Source organism: Nonomuraea sp. SYSU D8015 (assembly GCF_008065375.1).
In the GTDB taxonomy this organism is placed as follows: domain Bacteria; phylum Actinomycetota; class Actinomycetes; order Streptosporangiales; family Streptosporangiaceae; genus Nonomuraea.
On sequence record NZ_VJYI01000011.1, the window covers coordinates 180,754 to 202,134 of the forward strand.

Genomic DNA, 21,381 nt, shown 5'->3' on the forward strand with positions numbered 1-21,381 from the left:
CCGGAAGAAAGGCTATCGAAGATTCAACGACACTCAAGATAATGAGGCCGCGCGTATTATTCGGTATTGCCTCCGGGAGGAACGCGTGCGTATTCTGTTCGCCACTCACGAGGAGAAAACTCATTTCCTCGGAATGGTGCCGCTGGCGTGGGCGGCGCACAACGCCGGCCACGAGGTCCTGGTCGCCAGCCAGCCCGCGCTGACCGACGTGATCGTGAGCACCGGGCTGACGGCGGTGCCCGTCGGGCGCGACCACACCCTGCACCGCCTGCTCCAGCTGGCCGCCGAGAGCGGCAGCCGGGAGCTTGACTACGACTTGAGCGGGGATCGGCCGGAGAAGCTCACATGGGAGTACCTGACGGCCGGGTACGAGGAGTGGGTCCGATGGTGGTGGAAGATCATCAATGATCCGATGATCGACGACCTCACCGACCTGTGCCGCAGCTGGCGGCCCGATCTGGTGATCTGGGAGAGCCTCACCTTCGCCGCACCGATCGCCGCCAGGGCGTCGGGCGCGGCGCACGCCCGCTTCGTGTGGAGCAGCGACCTGTGCGCTCGGCTGCGCGCGCACTACCTGCGGCTGAAGGGCCTGCGCCCGCCGGCCGAGCAGGTGGACGTGCTTGCCGCCTGGCTCGGCGATCGGGCCGCCGCGGCCGGCGTGCCGTACTCGGAGGAACTGACGCGCGGACAGTTCACCATCGACCACGTGCCACCGTCGCTGCGGCTGGAGGTGGACCTGGACTACGTGCCGCTGCGCTTCGTGCCCTACAACGGCAGGTCGGTGGTGCCGCGCTGGCTGCGCACCCCGCCGGAGCGGCCACGGGTCTGCCTCACACTGGGCACATCCTCGATCGAGCGGCTCGGCGGCTACGCCGTACCGGTGCAGGAGTTGCTGGACTCCCTGGCCGAGCTCGACGCGGAGATCGTCGTGACGCTGCCTCGCGAGCAGCAGGCGGCGCTGCGCGAGGTGCCGGCCAACACCCGGGTCTTCGACTTCGTGCCGCTGAACGCCCTGGCCGCGACCTGCGACGTGGTGGTCAACCACGCCGGGCCGGGAACCGTCTTCACCGCGTTGGCGCACGGCGTGCCGCAGTTGCTGCTGCCCTACTACATCTTCGACGCCCCGGTGCTGTCGGAGGGGCTCGCGAAGCACGGGGCGGGCCTGACCATCCCCAGCCATGAGGTGACCGGGCCGGCGGTCTGCGACGCCGTGCGGAGGCTGCTCGACGAGCCGTCCTTCCGGCAGCGGGCCGAGGAGCTGCGGCGGGAGAACAGGGCCGCTCCCTCGCCGGACGAGGTGACCCGGCAGCTCGAGGAGCTGGTGAGCCGGACGGAGGAGACATGCGCGTCCTGATCGCGACATATTCGGACACATCGCATCTGCTGGGCATGGTGCCGCTGGGCTGGGCACTGCGGACGGCCGGGCACGAGGTGCGGGTCGCGAGCCAGCCGAAGCTGACCACCGCCATCGAGAGCACGGGCCTGACCGCGGTTCCGGTCGGCACCGACCACCGCTTCTTCGAGATCCTCGCCGCGGGCGGCGAGCCGCAGGAGGAGGAGTTCGATCTGACGGAGGAGCGTCCGGACCGGCTCACCTGGGAGGCGCTGCGGGAGGGCTACCGGCAGATCGTGCCCTGGTGGTGGAGCATGATCAACAAGACGATGATCGACGACCTGACCGCCTTCTGCCGGTGGTGGTCACCGGATCTGGTGCTCTGGGAACCGCTTACCTTCGCCGGACCGATCGCGGCGAAGGCGTCGGGCGCCGCGCACGCCCGGTTCCTCTGGAGCCTGGACTTCTTCGCCCGGATGCGCGACCGCTTCCTGAGCCTGATGCACCAGCAGCCGCCCGAGCACCGGGAGGACCCGCTGGCCCTGTGGCTGGGTGCCCGGCTGCGAAAGCTGGGCGAGGAGTTCACCGAGGATGTCACGCGCGGCCACTTCACCGTCGACCACGTCCCGCCCTCCCTGCGGCTTGCGCCCGTCCCCGGCGTCGACAGCCTGTCGGTGCGCTACGTGCCCTACAACGGTCGCGCCGTCGTCCCGTCCTGGCTTCGGGAGCCGCCCCGGCGGCCCAGGGTCTGCGTCAGCCTCGGCATCTCGGCCACCGACTGGTACGGCGGCTATATCGTGCCGGTCCAGGACGTGCTCGACGCGCTGGGCGGCATCGACGCCGAGATCGTGCTCACTCTCGACGCCGAGCAGGCCTCGCGGCTGCACAGGGTGCCGGACAACACGCGGGTAGTCGGCTACGTGCCGCTCCACGCCCTCATGCCGACCTGCTCAGCCATGATCAACCACGGCGGCCCCGGCACCGTCTTCACCGGGCTGGCCTACGGCGTGCCCCAGCTGGTGCTGCCCAACCAGTTCGACGCCCCGGCCCTCGCCGCGAACCTCGCCGCCCAAGGCGCGGGGCTCACCGTGCCCGGAGCCGAAGCCAACGGGACCCGGGTCCGCGCGTTGCTGCAGCGTCTGCTGGAGGAGCCTTCCTTCCGCGAGAATGCTGAGCGGCTACGCCAGGAGATGCTCGGCATGCCGGCACCCAACCAGTTGGTGCCCGTCCTCGAAGAGCTCACCGAGCGGCACCGCTACAGCACCCGCACCACGGCGCACGAGGCCGTCACGCCGTTGCCCACTGCGCCCAGCAGCACGTGATCGCCCGAGCCCACCTGGCCGGTGTCGAGCAGGTGGTGCAGAGCGGCGAACGGCCCGCCCGCCCCGAGCTGGCCGACGCCGCGGCTGTAGTCCCAGGTGGTCCTGGCCATGGGCATGCGCATCGTCTCCAGCCAGCGGTGCTCGATGGAGTCGGGAGCGAGGTTGGTGAAGGCCGCCCGGACGATGTCGTCGAAGGAGATGCCGGCCTCGGCCACGATACGGCTGGCCAGCTGCAGCATCATCTTCTCTGTGGTGAGCAGGGCGGTGCGCAGGTCGGTCCTCTCCGAAGCCATGCCGACGAAGCCGTCGTCTCGGGCGGCCCAGTCGAGGCGCGCGCCGGTGGTGGCGCCGGGCGGGAACATGGGCTCGCCGTACCGGCTGCCCTCCTCCAGCTCCGGCACGGCGGACGAGCCGACCGAGAGCACCTGCGCGACCCCTTGCCCGCGCTTCAGGACCAGCGCCACCGCTCCGTCCCCGAACAGGACGGGCGAGCGCCACCGGTCGAAACGCGGGGTGCCGAAGTTGTCGGCCGCCACCACCAGCACGTCGGGCCGCTCGGCCCGGTCATAGGTCGCCGCCAGTTCCAGCGCGCTGAACATGCTGTTGGCGTCGTGGCGCAACTCCATCGCCACCACCTGACCGCCGACCAGGTGCCGCTGCAGGAAGTAGTGCGGAAGCCAGCCGTCGGGGCCCTGGTGCCACATGTCGCAATACAGCAGCATCCCGACGTCTGCCTCCCGGCCGCCTGCTGCGGCGATCGCGTCGCGGGCGGCGCTCAGCGCCATCTCCGGCGCCGGGATCTCGCCCGCCACCGCCGCCCCGCTCATCCCGTGCAGCGTCGCCTCGTCGGTCGAGCACCACCCCTGCTCGACCGCAGACTCCACGCTCACCGGCTCCGGCACGAACACCCCGAGGCCACCGATGAAAAGTCCAGACGTCCGCACGGTCTCACCTCACGAATCTCCTGGGACGGCTTCGCCGAAGAAGTCCAGCAGCACCGCCGCGACCTGGCCGGGAGCCTCCACAGGGCCACCGTGGCCCAGGCCGGGCAGCTCAACGGACCGGGATCCGGCGATGACGGAGGCCAGGAGCCGGGCCCCTGCCCGATACTCCTCCTCGACTTTCGATCCCACCATGACCAGCGTCCGCGCGCCAGTATCCCGGTAGCGCCCCGGGGTGTAGGCCAGCCGCTCGACCTCGTGATACTCCGCCGCGAACGTCGGCGTCAGCGCGACCATGTCGCGGCCGTCCTGAGTCCAGGTCAGCGCGCTGACGGCGAATCTGACGAAGGGCAGCGGCATGCGGCTGACGGAGCCGAGTCCCTCCAGCCCCTTGAGCATGATCGACAGGGCGAGCTGGTGCCGCCCCTCGGCCATGGCGTGCTCGAAGTCGGGATACCACGGATCGGGGACCGGCTCCGCGGTGGACACCGGCGCCTCGTAGACGGCCAGCTTGTCCAGCGGGTATCGCAGGGCTGTCTCCAACGCGACCAGGCCGCCGGAGCTGAAGCCGAACACCGCCGCGGCCCGCTCGGCGTCGAGGACGGCGATGATGTCCTCAGCCTCCTTGGCGAAACTGTAGTCCTCGCCCTGCGGCCCGCTGCCGGGCCGGCCCCGGCGGTTGACGGTGTGGACGGTGTAGGAGCCGGACAGTTTCCCGGCCAGTCCGGACAGGGAACGGGCGGCCTGCAGGCTGCCAGGCACCAGGACCAGGGCGGGTCCCTCGCCGACGCGCTCCGCGGTGATGGTGGTGCCGTCCGCGGACGTGTACGTGCGCTGCTCGGTCATGGCCCTCCAGGAGTGTGTTCAGCGGGTGATCGCACGTCGCTGTGCCCACACCCCCAGAGGCAGAAGCACCAGGGCGAAAGCCGTCAGCACGCCGAGCTGAGGCAGGATGTCGCCGATCCCGCCGCCGTGCCGGACGAGCGTCACGAAGCCCTCGTAACCCCAGGCGTGGGGGGTGAAGTGCGCGACGGTCCACATCACTCCGCTAAACGACTCCAGCGGCACCATCGTTCCGCCGACGGCGGCCAGGCCGAGCCCGAGGATGGCCGACAGCGAGACGACCGGCCCGACCGTGCGGAAGAACGAGGCGAGCAGCATCGCGGCGCCCGCCCCGATCGCGGAGAAGACCGTGAGGAGCGCCGCCGCGCCTAACGGGTCGCCCCACTCGACCTGGAAGAGCAGCGCCGAGCCCAGCATGATGAGCAGCCCCTGGAACAGGGCGATGACCAGACGGCCTGCGGTCTCGCCCAGGACGATGGCCCTGGCCGTGGTCGGGGTCGAGTACATGCGTGCCGACACTCCCGACAGGCGCGTCTCGACGAGTCCGATGGCGGCGGTCATCGAGGTGAGGAAGGTGTAGAGGAGCAGCAACGGCGGCGCGGCCAGGTTGAACTGGCTGAAGCCCTCGGGGAAGACCGTGCGCCCGATGGTGCTGACCTTCACCTCGACGCCGGGAAGCCTGGCCGCTTCGGCCCGCCGCAGCCCGTCGTCGAACGACGTGACGTCCTCGGCCGCGGCGAACCCGGCGGCGTACAGCAGCGCGGCCTCCTTCGGCACCGTCGAACGTACCCAGCTGCCGACGTCCAGCGCCTGCCAGTCATCGGGCCTGACCAGGTAGCGGACCTGGACCTGGCGCCCCGCGCGCAGGTCGGCGTCGTAAGAGCCGGGAATCATGACCCCGGCCTGGGCCTGGCCGCGTTCGACCGCGGTGCGCAGGTCCTCCTCGCTGCCCATGGGGACGACTTCGATGTCGTCGCGGGTACCGAGCGCGGCCGACAGCCGCTGTGCCAGGGGGCCGCTGTCAGCGCCGACCACGCCCAGCCGATGTTGCTGCCCGCCGCCGAACAGCAGGCCCATCATGAAGATCATCAGGAACGGGACGACGATCACGAAGAAGATGTTCGACCGGTCGCGGAAGAGCCGCCGCAGGTTGAGCAGGGCGATCGCGAGGATCTTCACCAATGGAGCATCCTTCCCAGGCGGTGCAGCGCGAGCGCGCCACCCGTGACGGCGAAACCAAGCAGCATGAGCACCGGCACCACGACGACGGCCAGAGACCCGCCGGCCAGGTCGCCGAGACCTTGGAGGAACCAGTGGTGCGGCGTCAGCACGCTCACGAACGACAGCGCTTCGAGCTGGGCGATCGGGAACAGGGCGCCGCCGAACAGACCGAGCACCATCGCGATCACCGACAACCGGTTCGACGCCTGCTCGGTGGTGCGCGCGAACGTCGCCACCGCCGCAGTGACCCCGGTGGCGGCCAGCACAGCCGCCACGGCCAGCGCGGCCACGCCGAGCGGGTTGCCCCAGTCGGCGCCCAGGGCCAGCGTGGAAACGGTGATCAGGATGACCATGCTGAGCACGCCGACCAGGACCCCCCCGAGCGACTTGCCGAGCAGGATGGCCCGCCGGGTGATGGGCGCGACCAGCAGCCTGGCCAGCGTGCCCTCACGGCGTTCGTCGAAGATGCTGGTCACGCTCATCATCGTGACGAAGAACAGGAAGAACATCGCCATGCCGGCGGAGTAGTAGGTGGTGCTGTCGAGTTGCCTGCGCTGCGTTGCGGAGTCCTCGGCCAGCTCCAGCGGACGTGGCGCCGCGGCGGCCCGCTCGATCAGCTCCCGGTCGGTGGCTTGCCCGCCTGCCACGGTCACGGCGAGCTGGACCATGCGCCGCTCGTTGGCATAACCCTGCGCGATCTCGCGGGCGACCTGCACGGCCACCGCCGAGTCCGCGCCGCCGACGATCTCGAGAGCGGTGGGACGGCCCTGCTGCATCGCGGCCGAGAACCCCGCCGGGATCACGAAGACGGCGTCCACCGCCTTGTCCCCCACGAGACGCCTGCCCTCCTCCGCGCCGGCCACGGGCCGGATCGTCACGTCGCCAGCGGCGCGTAACGGCTCCAGCACCTGCGTCACGAACTCCTGGGCCACCGTGCCCCGGTCGAGGTCGGCCACGGCGTACCGGGCCTCCAGCCGGCGCTCGCCGCCTCCGAGCATCAGGTTGAACAGGAAGGCCAGGCCCAGCGGCAGGACCACGCCGAAGACGAGCAGCGTGCTGTCCCGGGTCCGCTGCCGCAGATCCTTCGCCAGAATGATCAGGCTTTGCCGCACGATGTCTCAGTCCCTCAGCGCTTTGCCGGTCAGGTGCAGGAATACCGACTCCAGGTCGGGTTCGTGCACCTGTACCGTGCGGACCTGCACACCTGAACCGGCCACCGTCTCCAGGATCAGCGGCAGCAGGGCCCTGGCGTCGGAGACGAGGACCTCGATCTGGCCCTCGCCGGAGCTGACCTGCTTGAGCTGCGAAAGCTCGGCCAGATCCCGGACGGCTCGCGCCAGGTCCCCGTCGGCCTGCAGCGTGACGCGGTCGGTCTCGCCGACGAGGCCGACGAGTTCGCGCCGGGTCCCCTCGACCCGGAGCCGGCCCTGGTCGATGATGCCCACCCGGTCGCAGAGGCGCTCGGCCTCCTCCATGTAGTGGGTGGTGTAGAGCACCGCCACGCCTTCGTCGGCCAGCCTCTCCACGCTCTCCAGGATGGCGTTGCGGCTCTGCGGGTCGACGCCCGCCGTGGGCTCGTCCAGGACGAGCAGCTTCGGCCGGTTCATCAGGCCGACGCCGATGTTGAGCCTGCGGGCCATGCCGCCGGAGAAGCCCTCCACCCGCTCGTCGGCCCGGTCGGAGAGCCCGACGACCTCCAGGATCTCCTCGATCCTCGTTTTGAGCGCCCGGCCGCCCAGTCCGTAGAGCCGGGCGAAGAATCTCAGGTTCTCCCGCGCCGACAGGTCACGGTAGAGCGCGATCTCCTGCGGCACGTAGCCGATGAGCTCCTTGGTCTTCACGCTGGTCACGTCGTGCGGCTGGCCGGCGATCACCACTTCCCCCGCGTCGCGGTCAAGGATGCCGACGATCATCGAGATGCTGGTCGTCTTGCCTGCGCCGTTGGGACCGAGCAGGCCGTAGGTCTCGGCCACGCCGATGGCGAAGGAGACATCGTCGACGGCGATGTGCTCACCGTAGCTCTTTCGCAGGCCCGTGACCTCGAGCAAGGGCACCTCATCACTCCTTCGGGGTTGAGAGTCGCCGCCAGTCTTACCGTTGTGCGCCGCCGGTGACCAGCTCAGTCCTGCACGCGGCGCAGCTTGCCCGTCTCTGACCGGTCGATCCGCTCGACCGTCCGCAGCTTTCTGGGCCGCACCCCCACGGCCGCGAAGGCCCGCCGTATCTCCTCGCCGCTCACCGCGACCCCGCTCCGCGGCACCAGGAGCAGGTCGAAGTGCTCGCCGATGACGGCGTCCCGGACGGGCACCAGGGCCAGGTCCCGACAGGGCAGTACGGCACGCACCGCGTTCTCCAGCTCGTCGAGGTTGATGCGCCTGCCGTTCACGTTCACCAGGCGGCTGCGCCGTCCGGCGAAGCGGAAGCGCCGCTCGTCCAGGATCTCCACGTGGTCGTCCATCTGGTGGACCGCCAGCGGTTCCCCCTCCGGCGCGCGGGCCAGGCGGGGGCTGAGGACCGTCAGAGGCGCCTCGCCGGCCTGGTCCGGAGCGGCGAAGGCGACGTCGGGAAACAGCTCCCAGGGCGGGTCGCCGAGCGCCCAGCGACGGGTGGCCACGCCGCCCGTCTCCGTGGAGCCGAAGATCTCGGTGATGGACAGCCGGTCGTCCTGCGCGACGCCGGCCAGCTCCGCGGCGGTCGCGGGCAGGATCGCGGTGCTGTGCAGGACGGCGATCCGCTCGGCGGCCAGCACCCACGGCAGCCGTTGCAGCAGGAGCGAGAAGGTCCACGGGATGGCCGCCACCGCCCAGCGTGAGGCGGCCTGCTCCGGCGGCATCGGACCGTACTGCGAGCGGTACCAGACCGGCAGGCCGAGACGGGCGGGCACCAGCACGCTCACCAGGATCCCGTACAGGTGGCGGGGCGGTGCGAAGGAGAGCATCGCCTGGGGACGGGCCGGCCGCAGGAGCTCGGCCAGCAGGCCGGCCTCGGCCCACAGCTGCTCCCGGGTGCGCAGCCAGCGCTGCTGGGCACCCGTGCTCCCCGAGGTCGACAGCTCGACCTCGGGTGGAAGCCCTGACAGCACCAGTTTCTCGGCCTTGTCGGCCACGATGTCCCAGCGCACCGTCCACGGGCCCTCGGCCAGGACCGGCGAGTCGGGCACCGAACCGAGCAGTTCGGCGGGTTCCAGCTCCGTGTACATCACGCGACTCCTCGTCCGAGATCGGTACGCCGGTGCCGGGCGGCGATCGCCTCCAGCTGTGGCACCAGCGCGTTCGGGGTGGGCATGCGCCGCATCTCCTCGCGCAGCCGGCCGGCCTGCACGCCGAACTGCTGCTCGGTGAGCAGGCGGACGACGGCGTCGCGGACGGTCTCTCCCGTGGCCTCGGAGCCGGGGATGGTCAGCCCCGCTCCCCGGGCGGCGAGGTTCGCGGCGAGCGCCGGTTCATCGAACAGGTTGGGCAGCACCACCTGGGGCACGCCGTAGGCCAGGCCGGTGAAGACCGTGCCGGGGCCGCCGTGGTTGACCATCGCAGCGCAGGTCGGCAGCAGCGCGTGCAGGGGGACCCGGTCCACCACCCGGACGTTGTCCGGCACCCGGCCCAGCCGCTCGCGCTCGCGGCCGGAGAGGGGCGCCACGAACTCGGCCTCCAGCCCGGCCACAGCATCGAAGATCTCCTGGGCGGGGAGCAGGTAGCCGGCCCGATCCACTGACGACAGGCCGAAGCTGACGCAGACCCGCGGTCCGCGGGCCGGGCTCCGGAGCCAGTCCGGGACCACCGCGCGCCCGTTGTAAGGCACGTATCGCACCGGCATCGGGCGCGGCTCGACGTCGAGCCGCAGGGACGCCGGGGTGTGGTCGATCGTGGCCTGGCCGCGGATCAGGTCCTCGGAGAACTCCTCTCCCAGCCTGGTCAGGTGCCCGCGCAGCCAGGCGGCCAGCACGTCCTCACGCTCGGCGGGCGGCTGGGCGTTCATCAGCCTCAGGTAGTGGCCACGCATCCGGGAGAACAAGTCGGGGCCCCACACGAACCGCACGTGCGCCGTGCCGGTCGCTGCGGCGGCGATGGCGCCGGCGAAGGTGGTCAGCTCCCAGATCACCAGGTCGGGTCGCCACTGGCGGCAGAACGAGGTCAGGTCCTCGACCAGGGGCTCGTTGATCACCCGTAGCCACCAGGGCACGATCTCCCTGAAGCCGTCGCGGACGTACTCCCACGTCAGCCGCTCCGGCCGGTCCTCCGACAGGTCGAAGCCGGGATCGCCCTCCTGGCCCAGGCTCTCGGCCAGCCCGAGGAGCTGACGCCCGAGATGGTCGCGGCCCACGGGGACGACGGTGAGCCCGGAACCGGCCGCCGCCGAGGCCAGTTCGGGCTGGGTGGCGACCCGCACCTCGTGACCCGCCGTACGCAGGGCCCAGCCCAGCGGCACCATGCCCAGGAAGTGGGTCTGTTCGGCCTGGGTGGCCAGCAAAACCCGCATCTCTCCCCCTTCCCGCACCTGTCTCGCCGGCGAGACATCACTTCACGAAGGCTCGCGCAGCTCGGCGACCAGCCGCTCCAGCTCGGGAACCACCTGGTTGGGGCTCGGCATGGCCAGCATCTCCTCGCGCACCCGGCCGGCCGCCCGATGGAAGGCGGGATCGTGGAGCAGCCTGTCCAGCTCCTCCCGCACCCGCCACCCGCTCAGCTCCTCGGAGGGGATCCGCAGGCCGGCCCCCTGCTCGGCGAGGCGCTGGGCCAGCAGCGGCTCGTCGAACATGTACTGCGGCAGGATCAGGTCGGGCAGGAGCAGCTGCGGGACCCCGTAGAACAACGCGGTGGTGTAGGTCCCGGCGCCCCCATGGTGAACGACCGCCGAGCAGGTCGGCAGCACCGCATGCATCGGCACGAACTCGACCAGGCGTGCGTTGTCCGGAACGCGTTGCAGCTCCGCCTGCTGCTTGGCCGACAACGTGGCGACCACCTCGATGTCCATGTCTCCCAGGACGGTGAGCAGCTCCTGGACGGACAGCAGGTGTCCGGCGACCCGCTCGGGGGCGGCGCTGCCCAGGGTGAGCAGGACGCGCGGCCGTGCCGGCCGGCCGCGTAACCAATCCGGCACCACCGCGCGCCCGTTGTAAGGCACGTACCGTATCGGCACCTGGCGCACATCGACGTCCAGCCGCAGGGAGGGCGGCATGTAGTCGATGGTGAACTGCCCGCGCGTCAGGTCCTCGGAGAACGCCCCGCCGTACTCGGCAAGGTGCCCGCCCAGCCAGCCGGCCAGGACGTCCTCGTGCTCGTCGGCGGGCCGGCCCGCCAGGAACAGCTCACGCATGCGGGCGAACAGGTCCAGGCCCCACAGCAGCCGCGCGTGCGCCGCTCCACACACGCGCGCCGCCACCGGCCCGGCGAACGTGGTCGGCTCCCAGATCACCAGATCCGGCCGCCACTGCCGGCAGAACGTCACCAGGTCGGCCATCATCGGCTCGTTGACGACCTTCCACCACCACGGCACCAGCCTCTGGTAGCTGTCACTGATCTCCTGCCAGGGCACGTCCTGGTCGAGGTTCGGCTCGAAACCCGAGCCGTCGTCCAGGCCGAGGCTCTTGACCGACTTCAGCAGGTAGTGGAACAGGTGGTCGCGCCCGACGGGGACGGCCGTCAGGCCGCTGTCGGCGATGCCCTCCGCCAGGTCGGGCTGGCTGGCCACCCGCACTTCGTGGCCGGCCGTGCGCAGGGCCCAGCCCAGCGGCACCATGCCCAGGAAATGGGTCTTCTCCGCCTGGGTGGTGATCAGCACGCGCACGGCTCGGCGTCCTCAGCGGAGGGCGTGGATGCAGGCGAGCAGGCTGCGCGCCTGGATGTTGAGGTAGTGGCCATGCCTCAGCAGCTCCATGAGTTGGCGGACGGTGACCCAGCAGTAGTTCTCCGGCACCTCCGCCGGGAAGTCGTCGCCGACCTCCACGATCTGGTAGCGGGTCTGGACGTGGTAGAAGCGGCCGCCCTCCTCCGACAGCAGCGCGTCGAACCTGACCCGGCCCATGGTGCCGGCCACCACCGCGTCGACGAAGGGCTGGCCGGCCGCCTCGGCGGCCGCCTTCTCGGTCGGCGCCAGCTGCACGGTCGGCCCCATCTCGACCACGTCGAGCAGGCCCGGCTCGGGCATGCACTGCAGGAGGAAGTGCAGGACGCCGCCGATGTCGCGGGCCAGCAGCACGGCCAGGCCATGGGCGCGGGTGGCCAGGAGGGGCTGCGCCCACCTGGTGACCTCCCGGTCCTTCGCCACGACCCGGACCCCCAGGATGCGGAAGTCCTGCCGGCCGTCGTCCACGATCTCCTCGCCCGTGCGCGACCACCCCTCCACCTGCGACAGCGGGATGATGGCGGTGTTCCACTCGCACCGGCTCTTGCCCTCGGTGAACCAGCTCACGATCTTCTGCGTTGGGTTCACCGCGCCGTCGCGGGATTCCCACAATCCGTGCTGGTAGGAGCGGTGGAGGGCGTGCTGGAAGGAGTCGGCCCCCGCGGGGGGCGGCGGAGGGTCCACCGGCAGACAGGCCAGCACCGTACGGGTATCCATGTTGACCATGTTGTCTTGGTGCAACAGCGCCCAGACCTGGTCCAGCGGCAGCCAGCGGTAGCCTTCGCGCACCGGGACGTCGCCGTCGACCATGACCACGATGTTGCGGTTGCGCTTGCGCCAGAACCAGCTGCCCTGCTCCGACTGGAGGACGTCCACCAGGATCCGGTCGCGGCCGGCCTTGCGGAAATACTCCGTGTAGGGGGTGTCGTTCCCGCCGTGCACGCGGGTGTAGTTGCTGCGGGTGGCCTGCACGGTCGGCGACAACTGGCGGAGGTTGACGTTGCCCGGCTCGAACTTGGCCTGCATCAGGCCGTGGAGCACGCCGTCGACCTCCTTGACCAGGATGCCCAGGATGCCGATCTCGGGCTGGTTGATGATCGGCTGGGACCAGGTGGCCCCGTTCCTGTCGTGGACGTGGACGCCTTCGATGGAGAAGAAACGGGAGCTCTCGTGCGCCAGGTTTCCCGTGTCGGACCGGAACCGCCATTGCGGCATCTCGGAGAAGGGAATCGGCGTCACCTCGAATCGGTCGGACCGCCGCACGTCGGCCCACCACTCGTGGAACCGCCCGTCGAACACGCTGGTCATTGTCACTACAGGCTCCTCATGCTCAAAGCGTCGCGAGCGTCTCACGGAGGGCGTCGATCACCTTCTCCTGGTCGGTCCCGAGCACGGAGGGGTACATCGGCAGAGAGAAGATCTCGTCGGCCACGGCCTCGGTGACCGGCAGGGAGCCCTTCGGGACGCCGAGGTGGGCGAAGCCGGTCATGGTGTGCACCGGCCACGGGTAGCTGATATTGAGCGAGATGTCGAAGCTCTTCATCCTCTCGATGATCTTGTCCCGCTGCGGGTGGCGCACCACGTAGACGTAGTAGACGTGGTCGTTGCCCGGAGCCGTGGCCGGGAGCACGATGTCGGTGTCGCTCAGCGCCTCGGCGTAGTTCGCGGCGGCGGTGCGGCGCGCGTGGATGTACTCGTCGAGCCGGCGGAGCTTGCGGCGCAGGATCTCGGCGTGCACCTCGTCGAGCCGGCTGTTCATGCCGTTGCGGGCGACGACGTAGTACCGCTCCTCGTCCATGCCGTAGTAGCGCAGGCGCCGCATCTCGGCGGAGAGCTCGGCGTCGGAGGTGATCGTCCCGCCCGCGTGGCCGTAGGCTCCCAGGACCTTGGTCGGGTAGAAGGAGAACGCTCCGGCGCGGCCCATCGAACCGGCGACGCGGCCGTGGTGACGGGCGCCGTGGGCCTGCGCACAGTCCTCGAGGATCTGCAGGCCGTGCTGGGCGGCCAGGGCCTCCAGCGGCGCCATGTCCACGCACTGCCCGTAAAGGTGGACCGGCAGCAGGACGCGCGTGCGCTCGCTGATCGCGGCGGCCACCTGGTCCACGCGCATGAGGTAGGTGTCGGGGTCCACGTCGACGAAGACAGGGGTGGCGCCGACCGCGCAGATCGCCACGACCGTGGGCGCGGCCGTGTTGGACACCGTGATCACCTCGTCGCCCGGCCCGATGCCCATGGCGCGCAGGGCGACCACGAGGGCGTTGGTGCCGTTGTCCACCGCCACGCAGTGTGAGACTCCGTGATAGGCGGCGAATTCACTTTCGAAACCGGTGACCCGGGGTCCCCACACGAGCTGGCCAGAGCGGAAGACCTCGTCGACGGCCTCGAGGATGTCGTTCCGTTCCTGCTCGTACTCCTGCAGATAGCCCCAAACATAAATGGTCATGATCACGTCGCTTTCGGGGATTGTCGCACTCGCAGCCGGCCGAGCCGGCTCGGTCACCCGTCCGCCGCCCAGGGGCGGGGCGCCGAGATGTCCCGCCGTCGGGACAACTCAAAAGTTTCTCGCCCCAAGGAGTAGTTCCGCCGCCGCTGATAGTCAAGGCAATTCGGATTTGCCCATTCTGAAAGTTGGTGCGGTTTCCCCATTTCGCTAGGCTGGCGTCTCAAGAATATTTCCCGGGACACGCTCGCAAACGGCCGCCGAGAGCGGCGCGAAATGGGCGATGGAAGGACCTGGAAGCTCGATGGCACCGAGGACTGCAAATCAACAGATAATCGGAAGGCTGCAGGAACCGATCACCACCGAGGGCCGGGTTCTGCACGACCTGCTCACCGCACACCTTCCCACGATCCGGGCCGCCGCGCCCGACAACGACCGCCACGGCACCTTCCCCACCGAGGTCTTCGAAGGCCTGCGCAAGGACGGCGTGCTCGGCGCGACCGTCCCCCGCGAACTCGGAGGGCTAGGCGTAAGCTGCCTGCACGACGTGATGTTCGCGCTGCTGACCGTGGCCGGCGCCGACGGCTCGACGGCGCTGGCCCTGCACATGCAGCTCAGCCGCGCGCTGACGCTCACCTATGACTGGCAGCACGGCTCGGCCGGCGCGAGCGCCTTGGCCGAGCGGTTGCTGAGACGCATGGGGACCGGCGAGGCCATCATCTGCACCGGTGTGAAGGACATCGTGAGGGACAAGGTCGTCACCACCCTCACCCCCGGCGAGCAGGGCGGGTGGCTGCTGTCGGGCGGCAAGACCCTGGTGAGCCTGGCGCCCGTCGCCACCCACTTCATGATCTTCGCTCGGCTGGAGGGCGAGGACGGCCGTCCCCATCTGGCCACGGCCGTCGTCGGCAGGGACGATCCGGGGCTCACCGTGACCGACAACTGGGACGGCCTGGGCATGCGCGCCTCCGGCAGCGTGGACGTCGTGTTCGACCGGTGCCGCATCGCCGCCGACGACGTCTTCTTCCGCGGGCCTTTCGACGACCAGCCTCCCGCCGCGCTCGCCGGGCAGACCATCAGCTCGATCAACATGCTGGGCATCTACACCGGGCTCGCCCAAGCGGCGCGCGACATCGCCGTTTCCACCCTGGTGCGCAGGCGCATGCCGCCCGCCGGCGGTCCCGCGACGCTGGTGACAGAGATCGACGCGCGGCTGTACTCGCTACGCAGCACGGTCGCGGCGGCCGTCGCCGAGATCGAGGAGCTCAGCGGGGACACCACCGGCGACATGGACGAGCGCGGTCATCGCATGATGCTGCCGTTCCAACTGGCCAAGCTGACGGTCAACCGCCTCGCGCCGGGCATCGTCGCCGACTGCATGACCCTGGTCGGAGGCGCCTCCTACTCCGCCTCCCACCCGCTGGCCCGGCTGCACCGCGACGTACGCGCGGGAGCGTTCATGCACCCCTACACCTACGGCGACGCGGTCGACTACCTCAGCGGGCGGGCTCTGGACATTTCCCGGGACGACTGATGCGAGTCCTGTTCGCCACCTTTGCCGAGAAGACCCATTTCATCGGCATGGCCCCGCTCGGCTGGGCGCTGCGCACGGCTGGTCACGACGTCCGGGTCGCCAGCCAGCCCGAGCTCGCCGGGATCATCGCCGACACCGGGCTGACCGCGGTGCCCGTGGGCAGGGACCACCTGCTGTCGCAGGTCCTGCAGTGGACCAGGCGACTGGGCCCGGACCAGGCCCCGGGCTTCGACCTGATGGAAAACCGGCCCGAGGTACTCACCTGGGACCATCTCCGGCGCGGCTACCGCGACGTCCTGCTGCCGCTGTGGTGGAAGGTCATCAACGAGTCGATGATCGACGACCTCACGGAGTTCTGCCTGTCCTGGCGGCCCGACCTCGTGATCTGGGAGCCGCTCACGTTCGCCGCGCCCATCGCCGCCAGGGCGTGCGGCGCAGCGCACGGCCGGCTGCCCTTCGCGCTGGACCTCACTGCCCGGATGCGCGGGCACTACCTGCGCGTGATGGGCGAGCAACCCCCGCAGGAGCGTGACGACGTGCTGGCGCGCTGGTTGGGTGCTCGCGTCGCCCGTTTCGGCGGGGAGTTCGCCGAGGAACTGGCCGTCGGCCAGTTCACGATCGACTACCTGCCCCCCTCGCTCCGGCTCGACGTGGACGTCCGTCACGTGCCGATGCGCTACGTGCCATACAACGGCCGGGCCATCGTGCCCGGATGGCTGCGGGTCCCGCCGGAGCGGCCCCGCGTGTGCCTGAGCCTGGGCACTTCCGCGACCGACCGGCTGGGCGCCTACGCGGTGTCTGTCCAAGATCTCCTCGACGGGCTGGCCGAGTTGGACGTCGAGGTGGTGGCGACGCTCCCCGCCGGGCAGCGGGCCGGGCTGGGGAGGGTGCCGGACAACGCCAGGATCGTCGGCTACACCCCTCTGCACGACCTCATGCCCACGTGCGCGGCCATGATCAACCATGGTGGCGCCGGCACGGTCCTCACCGCGCTGGCCTCGGGCGTGCCGCAGCTCGTCGTCCCCCACCACATGTTCGACGAGCCGCTCCTGGCCCGCCGCCTGGCCGAGGCCGAAGCCGGGGTGACCATCGAGCCGGCGGAGGTTTCCGGGGACAGCGTGCGCAAGCAGGTGCTGCGGCTGCTGGACGACCCGTCCATGGGAGCCGGCGCAAGAGCGCTGCGCGAGGAGATGTCGGCCATGCCCTCCCCCAACGAAATCGTGCGCGAGCTCGAGGAGCTCGCGCACGGTCCGCGGGAGGCGGCGGGTCAGACGACCTTGACCTCCGGTGTGTAGAGGATCCACCGGCCGCCCGCCATCCGGAAGTCACGCTCCTTTGCCATGATCTCGTCGGCGTGGTTCCACGCGAACAGCAGGGCGTAGTCGGGGTACGGCTCGGCGAAGGCCTTGGCGTCGCGCACCGGGATGTGCGAGCCGGGCGTCAGCTTGCCCTGCTTGGCGGGGGTGGTGTCGCAGATGAAGTCGACCAGTTCGGGCGTGATTCCGCAGTAGTTGATCACCGTGGCGCTCTTGGCCGTCGCGCCATACCCGACGACCCGGCCACCCTGCGCGCGGATGTCCTGCAGGAGTCCCATCAGCTGCTCACGGGTCTTGTTCACGCTGGCGCCGAAGCCCTGCAGCGTCCCCGGGTCGGTGAGCCTGCGGGCGTCCTCCTCGGTCAGCAGCTCACCCACGGCGGGCGAGACGGGCCGCGCGCCGGCGTGGGCCACGGTGTAGCGCACCTCGCCGCCGTGCACCGGCAGGCGCTCGACGTGGACCAGCTCCAGCCCGTACTGCGCGGCCATCGCCTGCACCGAGCGGACGGCGAAGAAGTAGAAGTGCTCGTCGTAGATCTGGTCGAACGAGGTGCGCTCGACGATCTCCAGGAAGTAGGGGTCCTCGAAGACGAACACACCGTTCGGCGCGAGGAGCGCCTTCACCCCGCGGAAGATCGAGTCGACGTAGGCGATGTGGGAGAAGGTGTTGGCGGCGTAGATGACGTCGGCCTGGCCGTCGGAGGCCGCGATCTCCAGGGCGCTGGACTCCTCGAAGAACGATTTGCGAACCCGGATCCCCTTGGCCGCGGCCATGTCGGCCACGCCGCCCGAAGGCTCCACACCGAGGTGACGGATACCGCGGTCGGCCAGTGACTTGAGCATGATCCCGTCGTTGCTGCCGAACTCGACGATGAACGGGTCGGGACCGGTGAGCTCGGTGTTCAGGAAGTGCTCGGCGGTCTTTTCGAAGTGCGTGCGCATGACGCTGGAGCCCGAGGACAGGTACGGGTAGTCCTCGTGGAACATGCGCTGGCGGGGCACCTCCTCCATGAGCTGCACCATCGTGCAGCTCTGGCACATGCCCACGGCCATCCGGTAGAAGAACTCCCCGTCCGTCTGGCCCGGGGTTACGAAGGCGTCGGCCAGTGGCTGGCGCCCGAAGTCGAAGAACTCCTCGACCGTCCCGGAACAGACGCGGCACTGGGCGGTGTCGGGCATCGCTAGCTCCTTGGATCTGGGGTTTCTCAATTGGCGTTCAGCGCCCGCTCCCGTCCGGTTCGGGCGCGCTCTCGTCTTGTTCCAGCCACACCGGATTGGCCCTGGCCCACTCGATGGTCCGCAGCAGGCCATCGCGCAGCGCGGTCCTGTTCTCCCAGCCCACCAGCGTGCCGATCTTGGTGGTGTCGGGGATGCGCCGGCTCAGGTCCTGATAGGTCTCCCCGTAGAGCCGGCGGGTGTCGAGCGGGGCGATCTCCACGTCGGCGCCGGTCAGCTCGACGAGCAACTCCACCGCTCCCCTGATCGAGACCTCGTCCGAGCTGCCGACGTTGAAGCACTCGCCGTCGGACTTGGGGCTCCGGGCGATGTCCAACGTGGCCTCCACCGCGTCGTCGACGAAGGTGAAGCTGCGGGTCTGCTCGCCGTCGTCGTAGACCACCGGCGGCAGGCCGCGCAGGACCCGGTGCAGGCTGCGGCTGATCAGGAAGGCCGGACGCTGCCGCGGGCCGTAGAGGTTGAAGTAGCGCACGATCGTGGCCCGCAGGCCGCGCTGCCGGATGAAAGCGTAGATCAGATGCTCGGCCAGCGCCTTGCTGGAGGAGTAGCTCCACCGATCCGTGGCGGTGCTGCCCAGGACCCGGTCGGCGTCCTCCGCCCAGGGAACCGCCGGGTTCCGGCCGAAGATCTCGCTCGTGCTCGCGAAGACCACCTTGACGCCGGCGCCGTCGGCCGCCTCCAGGACGTTCCTCGTCCCGATGAGGTTGGTGTCCACCACGTCGAGCGGCCGCCGCAGGTAGCGGTCCACGCCGACCACCGCGGCGAGGTGGTAGACGATCTCGACGTCGGCCGTGATCGCCTTCGCGACGTCCGCGGGCGAGCGGATGTCGCCGTCGACGCACCGCACGCCCCGCAGGTCCTGATCGGGGGGCGGCGCGTCGTTGTCGAGCACGGTCACCTGATCGCCCTGATTGACAAGATGTTCGACGAGATGGCTCCCGACGAATCCATAACCGCCAGTGACAACCACAGAGGCCAACGCAGCTCACCGCCCCGGAATTAATAGCGCCGGAAATGAATTGGCCCGGCGAGTTCTTATTGTCATGGAGCCGCTAAACATTGGCAACTCCCACAGAAAAGCACGATAAACGGGATTGAATTTCCGCGTCACCGCACCCGGAATCGCCGGGCCTGATTGCGGATCTGTTCCAGGAGATCGGCCCGCTGGAGCAGCGCCCGCCGATGCCCCGCCGGATCCGCGCCCTCGCGCACTGACCTGGCGAAGGCCCGCACGGCGTTGGCGAACTGGTCGTCGGGCGGGACCGAGATGTCCTTGACGCCGCCCTCGCGTTCGAGTCGCACCACCGTGCTCAGCGACGCCGGTGGGGAGAAGGCCCGCTCCAGGGTGATGCGGCCCGAGCTGCCCCAGATGGAGTAGGTGGAGCGGTAGGAGGCCTCGAAGCTGAAGGTCAGCTGCGCGGTGAAGCCGTTGTCCGAGCCGAGCAAGGCGGTGCCGCCCAGGTCGATGCCACGCCGCTCGTCCATCCGCAGTGTGGAGCCCAGCACGCTCACCCCGGAGTCCAGGAACATCTGCGCGGCGCGCAGCGGGTAGACGCCGACGTCGAGCAGCGCGCCCCCACCGAGATCGGCCCGGTAGCGGATGTCACCCGGATCCCGCGGCGGGATGCCGAACTCGCCGGTCAGAACGTGCGGCTCGCCGATGCAGCCTTCGGCGATCAGCCTGCGCACCTCCTCGTGCTGGCGGTGGTGGACGAAGGCGAAGTTCTCGGTGACCCGCAGCCCGTGCGCCCGCGCGGTCTCCAGCATCTCCTCGGCCTCGGCGTGACTGGTGGCGAAGGACTTCTCCACCAGGACGTGCTTGCCGACCTTCAGAGCCCGCAGGGTCCACTGGTGGTGCAGCCCGGTCGGCAGGGCGACGTAGACCACATCCACGTCGTCACGTTCGAGCAGCCGCGCGTAGCCCTCCACCGACTCTCCGCCGAAACGCGCCGCGAACCGCTCAGCCTTGGCTCGCTGCCTGCTCGCGATCGCGACCACCTCGACATCCTCGACCAGCCCCATGGCCGGCAGCGCCCGGCGCCAGACGATGTCGGCGCAGCCCAGGACACCGATCCGAAGGGGCTGGCCGGTGGGTCGCAGGCTCATCGGCGTTCCTCCGTCGCTACTGGGCTGTGGGCTCACGCACGCTCCTCACGCACGCAGGTCACCCTCCACGGCGGAGGACTTCCGGATCGTGCTGCTCCACACCGCGGACCAGCCGGTTGACGATATGCGCGCCCGATTCCAGCCAGGCGTCGCGGGTGATCGCATAGAAATGCACGTCCCACAGTTTCCCCTGGAAGAACAGGTGCTCGGGAAGAACTGCCTCGCGCGGAATAAGGCTCATCCCGCGGCCGAGACTCGGCAGGCTCGCCTCGGTGGTCGAGAAATAGACCTTCCGGACCTGCTCCCATTTCGCGAAGCCGTAATTGACGGTGAGCATCATCGCCTCCGCGCCGGCGCCCAACCGACTCAGCTCGGGGTCGGTGAAAATGCCGATCTGAATATGCCCGGCCGGACTGAGGTGCTGCAGCGAGCTGAAGCCGATGATCTCGCCGTTGCGCTTGAGCTCGATCGCGAACTGGGCGTCCACGCCCTGCCCGTGCTGCCGCGCGAACGCCTCAGGATTGGGCAGGCTGTGCAGCCCGAGGCGCAGGAGCACGTCATAGAGGCGGGGGACGTCTTCCTCCGCTGCCGGCCGGAGCCGGGTCCTGACGGTTTCGAGATGAGGGTGCAGCATGACCTTCCGTCCTGAGCCGTGACAGTGCGTGCGCCGAGAGGCCTAGCGGACCGCGCCCGCCCGGGACAGCCGTCGAAGCAGGTTGGGGACGACGCGCGCCCAGTCCTCGCGGTAGACGGCGAAGATGGTGAGGTCGCGCAGGAGCCCGCCGTCGTGGACGAACTCGCGCAGCGTCGCCTCCCTGCGCACGATCTCGGAGGCCTCGCGCAGCTCGGCCAGGTCCTCCTCCACCGTCCACACGTACACCTTGCGGACGCTCCAGTTGGCGAAGGCGTAATTGACGGTCAGCGCGGACGCGGCCGAGCGGACCTCCTCGTCCGCGGGATCCACGAACACCCCCGCCTGGACGTGCCCGCCGTTGAGGTCGAGGCGCTGGAGCACGCTCAGCCCCGCCACGCGTCCGGTGTCGCGGGCCTCGACCTGGAACTGGGCGGCCACCTCGCCGAGGTCCACCGCCCAAAGCACAGACAGCACCTCGTGGCTGAGCCCGCCGCCGGACCCGTGCTCGGTGAGGAAGCCGTGGGCGCCCTTGCTGTCAAGCGGATCCACGCAGCGCAGCGCCGTACGGCCGACATCCAGATGAGGAAAGATCACGATGAGTTCTCCTTGTCCCGC

General features: G+C 69.9%; 19 protein-coding genes. 4 read left to right on the forward strand and 15 right to left on the reverse strand.

Annotation, left to right across the window (positions count from 1 at the left end; all coding sequences use genetic code 11):
• Positions 1-85: 85 nt before the first annotated feature.
• Entirely contained in the window at positions 86-1,354 is a 1,269-nt protein-coding gene (locus tag ID574_RS37110; RefSeq protein ID WP_188193680.1) for an activator-dependent family glycosyltransferase, read from the forward strand.
• Entirely contained in the window at positions 1,342-2,655 is a 1,314-nt protein-coding gene (locus ID574_RS37115; RefSeq protein ID WP_188193681.1) for an activator-dependent family glycosyltransferase, read from the forward strand. The genes ID574_RS37110 and ID574_RS37115 overlap by 13 nt, the downstream gene beginning before the upstream one ends.
• Here ID574_RS37115 and ID574_RS37120 read toward each other — a convergent pair.
• From ID574_RS37120 to ID574_RS37165, 10 genes are all read right to left on the reverse strand, one after another.
• Entirely contained in the window at positions 2,589-3,599 is a 1,011-nt protein-coding gene (locus ID574_RS37120; RefSeq protein ID WP_223167466.1) for a ketoacyl-ACP synthase III family protein, read from the reverse strand. The genes ID574_RS37115 and ID574_RS37120 overlap by 67 nt on opposite strands.
• 9 nt (positions 3,600-3,608) lie before the next feature.
• Positions 3,609-4,442 carry an alpha/beta fold hydrolase gene (locus ID574_RS37125; protein ID WP_188193682.1) on the reverse strand — a complete coding sequence of 278 codons (834 nt, stop codon included), beginning with the start codon at positions 4,440-4,442 and terminating at the stop codon, positions 3,609-3,611.
• An 18-nt stretch (positions 4,443-4,460) separates the two neighbouring features.
• Positions 4,461-5,618: an ABC transporter permease gene (locus ID574_RS37130; protein WP_188193683.1), complete on the reverse strand. Its 1,158-nt coding sequence runs from the start codon at positions 5,616-5,618 to the stop codon at positions 4,461-4,463.
• Positions 5,615-6,772 (reverse strand): ABC transporter permease, encoded by a 1,158-nt coding sequence (locus ID574_RS37135; RefSeq protein WP_188193684.1) that lies wholly within the window; start codon positions 6,770-6,772, stop codon positions 5,615-5,617. Before ID574_RS37135 ends, ID574_RS37130 begins: the two co-directional genes overlap by 4 nt.
• Positions 6,773-6,778: 6 nt before the next feature.
• Positions 6,779-7,714 (reverse strand): ABC transporter ATP-binding protein, encoded by a 936-nt coding sequence (locus ID574_RS37140; RefSeq protein ID WP_223167467.1) that lies wholly within the window; start codon positions 7,712-7,714, stop codon positions 6,779-6,781.
• Between the two features lie 65 nt (positions 7,715-7,779).
• Positions 7,780-8,859 carry a class I adenylate-forming enzyme family protein gene (locus tag ID574_RS37145; RefSeq protein ID WP_223167468.1) on the reverse strand — a complete coding sequence of 360 codons (1,080 nt, stop codon included), beginning with the start codon at positions 8,857-8,859 and terminating at the stop codon, positions 7,780-7,782.
• On the reverse strand, positions 8,859-10,136 hold the full coding sequence (locus ID574_RS37150; protein WP_188193686.1) for an activator-dependent family glycosyltransferase: 1,278 nt from the start codon (positions 10,134-10,136) through the stop codon (positions 8,859-8,861). The genes ID574_RS37145 and ID574_RS37150 overlap by 1 nt, the downstream gene beginning before the upstream one ends.
• A 42-nt stretch (positions 10,137-10,178) precedes the next feature.
• Positions 10,179-11,444 (reverse strand): activator-dependent family glycosyltransferase, encoded by a 1,266-nt coding sequence (locus tag ID574_RS37155; RefSeq protein WP_188193687.1) that lies wholly within the window; start codon positions 11,442-11,444, stop codon positions 10,179-10,181.
• A gap of 12 nt (positions 11,445-11,456) precedes the next feature.
• The gene (locus tag ID574_RS37160) at positions 11,457-12,809 is read right to left on the reverse strand and encodes an NDP-hexose 2,3-dehydratase family protein (protein WP_188193812.1); all 1,353 of its coding nucleotides are present in this window, start codon (positions 12,807-12,809) and stop codon (positions 11,457-11,459) included.
• 22 nt (positions 12,810-12,831) lie between these two features.
• Entirely contained in the window at positions 12,832-13,944 is a 1,113-nt protein-coding gene (locus tag ID574_RS37165; RefSeq protein WP_188193688.1) for a DegT/DnrJ/EryC1/StrS family aminotransferase, read from the reverse strand.
• Between the two features lie 301 nt (positions 13,945-14,245).
• Here ID574_RS37165 and ID574_RS37170 point away from each other — a divergent pair, with 301 nt between their 5' ends.
• Both ID574_RS37170 and ID574_RS37175 read left to right on the forward strand, forming a co-directional pair.
• Complete coding sequence (locus tag ID574_RS37170; protein ID WP_188193689.1) at positions 14,246-15,475, forward strand: acyl-CoA dehydrogenase family protein; 1,230 nt, start codon at positions 14,246-14,248, stop codon at positions 15,473-15,475.
• On the forward strand, positions 15,475-16,770 hold the full coding sequence (locus ID574_RS37175) for an activator-dependent family glycosyltransferase (RefSeq protein WP_188193690.1): 1,296 nt from the start codon (positions 15,475-15,477) through the stop codon (positions 16,768-16,770). The genes ID574_RS37170 and ID574_RS37175 overlap by 1 nt, the downstream gene beginning before the upstream one ends.
• Here the strand turns inward: ID574_RS37175 and ID574_RS37180 are convergent.
• From ID574_RS37180 to ID574_RS37200, 5 genes are all read right to left on the reverse strand, one after another.
• Positions 16,743-17,969: a class I SAM-dependent methyltransferase gene (locus tag ID574_RS37180; protein ID WP_188193691.1), complete on the reverse strand. Its 1,227-nt coding sequence runs from the start codon at positions 17,967-17,969 to the stop codon at positions 16,743-16,745. The two genes, ID574_RS37175 and ID574_RS37180, sit on opposite strands and share 28 nt — an antisense overlap.
• Positions 17,970-18,006: 37 nt before the next feature.
• Complete coding sequence (locus ID574_RS37185) at positions 18,007-18,996, reverse strand: NAD-dependent epimerase/dehydratase family protein (RefSeq protein WP_336245589.1); 990 nt, start codon at positions 18,994-18,996, stop codon at positions 18,007-18,009.
• A 137-nt stretch (positions 18,997-19,133) separates the two neighbouring features.
• On the reverse strand, positions 19,134-20,132 hold the full coding sequence (locus ID574_RS37190; RefSeq protein ID WP_188193693.1) for a Gfo/Idh/MocA family protein: 999 nt from the start codon (positions 20,130-20,132) through the stop codon (positions 19,134-19,136).
• A gap of 58 nt (positions 20,133-20,190) precedes the next feature.
• Positions 20,191-20,766, reverse strand: a complete 576-nt coding sequence (locus ID574_RS37195; RefSeq protein ID WP_188193694.1) for a GNAT family N-acetyltransferase — start codon at positions 20,764-20,766, stop codon at positions 20,191-20,193.
• Between the two features lie 42 nt (positions 20,767-20,808).
• Positions 20,809-21,360 carry a GNAT family protein gene (locus ID574_RS37200; protein ID WP_188193695.1) on the reverse strand — a complete coding sequence of 184 codons (552 nt, stop codon included), beginning with the start codon at positions 21,358-21,360 and terminating at the stop codon, positions 20,809-20,811.
• Positions 21,361-21,381: the final 21 nt, after the last annotated feature.

Coding starts and splice junctions, on each gene's coding strand:
- ID574_RS37115 (WP_188193681.1), top strand. CDS start 1,342: ATGCGCGTCCTGATCGCGACATATTCGGACACATCGCATCTGCTGGGC.
- ID574_RS37170 (WP_188193689.1), top strand. CDS start 14,246: ATGGCACCGAGGACTGCAAATCAACAGATAATCGGAAGGCTGCAGGAA.
- ID574_RS37190 (WP_188193693.1), bottom strand. CDS start 20,132: ATGAGCCTGCGACCCACCGGCCAGCCCCTTCGGATCGGTGTCCTGGGC.
- ID574_RS37150 (WP_188193686.1), bottom strand. CDS start 10,136: ATGCGGGTTTTGCTGGCCACCCAGGCCGAACAGACCCACTTCCTGGGC.
- ID574_RS37195 (WP_188193694.1), bottom strand. CDS start 20,766: ATGCTGCACCCTCATCTCGAAACCGTCAGGACCCGGCTCCGGCCGGCA.
- ID574_RS37160 (WP_188193812.1), bottom strand. CDS start 12,809: ATGACCAGCGTGTTCGACGGGCGGTTCCACGAGTGGTGGGCCGACGTG.
- ID574_RS37175 (WP_188193690.1), top strand. CDS start 15,475: ATGCGAGTCCTGTTCGCCACCTTTGCCGAGAAGACCCATTTCATCGGC.
- ID574_RS37145 (WP_223167468.1), bottom strand. CDS start 8,859: ATGTACACGGAGCTGGAACCCGCCGAACTGCTCGGTTCGGTGCCCGAC.
- ID574_RS37125 (WP_188193682.1), bottom strand. CDS start 4,442: ATGACCGAGCAGCGCACGTACACGTCCGCGGACGGCACCACCATCACC.
- ID574_RS37165 (WP_188193688.1), bottom strand. CDS start 13,944: ATGACCATTTATGTTTGGGGCTATCTGCAGGAGTACGAGCAGGAACGG.
- ID574_RS37180 (WP_188193691.1), bottom strand. CDS start 17,969: ATGCCCGACACCGCCCAGTGCCGCGTCTGTTCCGGGACGGTCGAGGAG.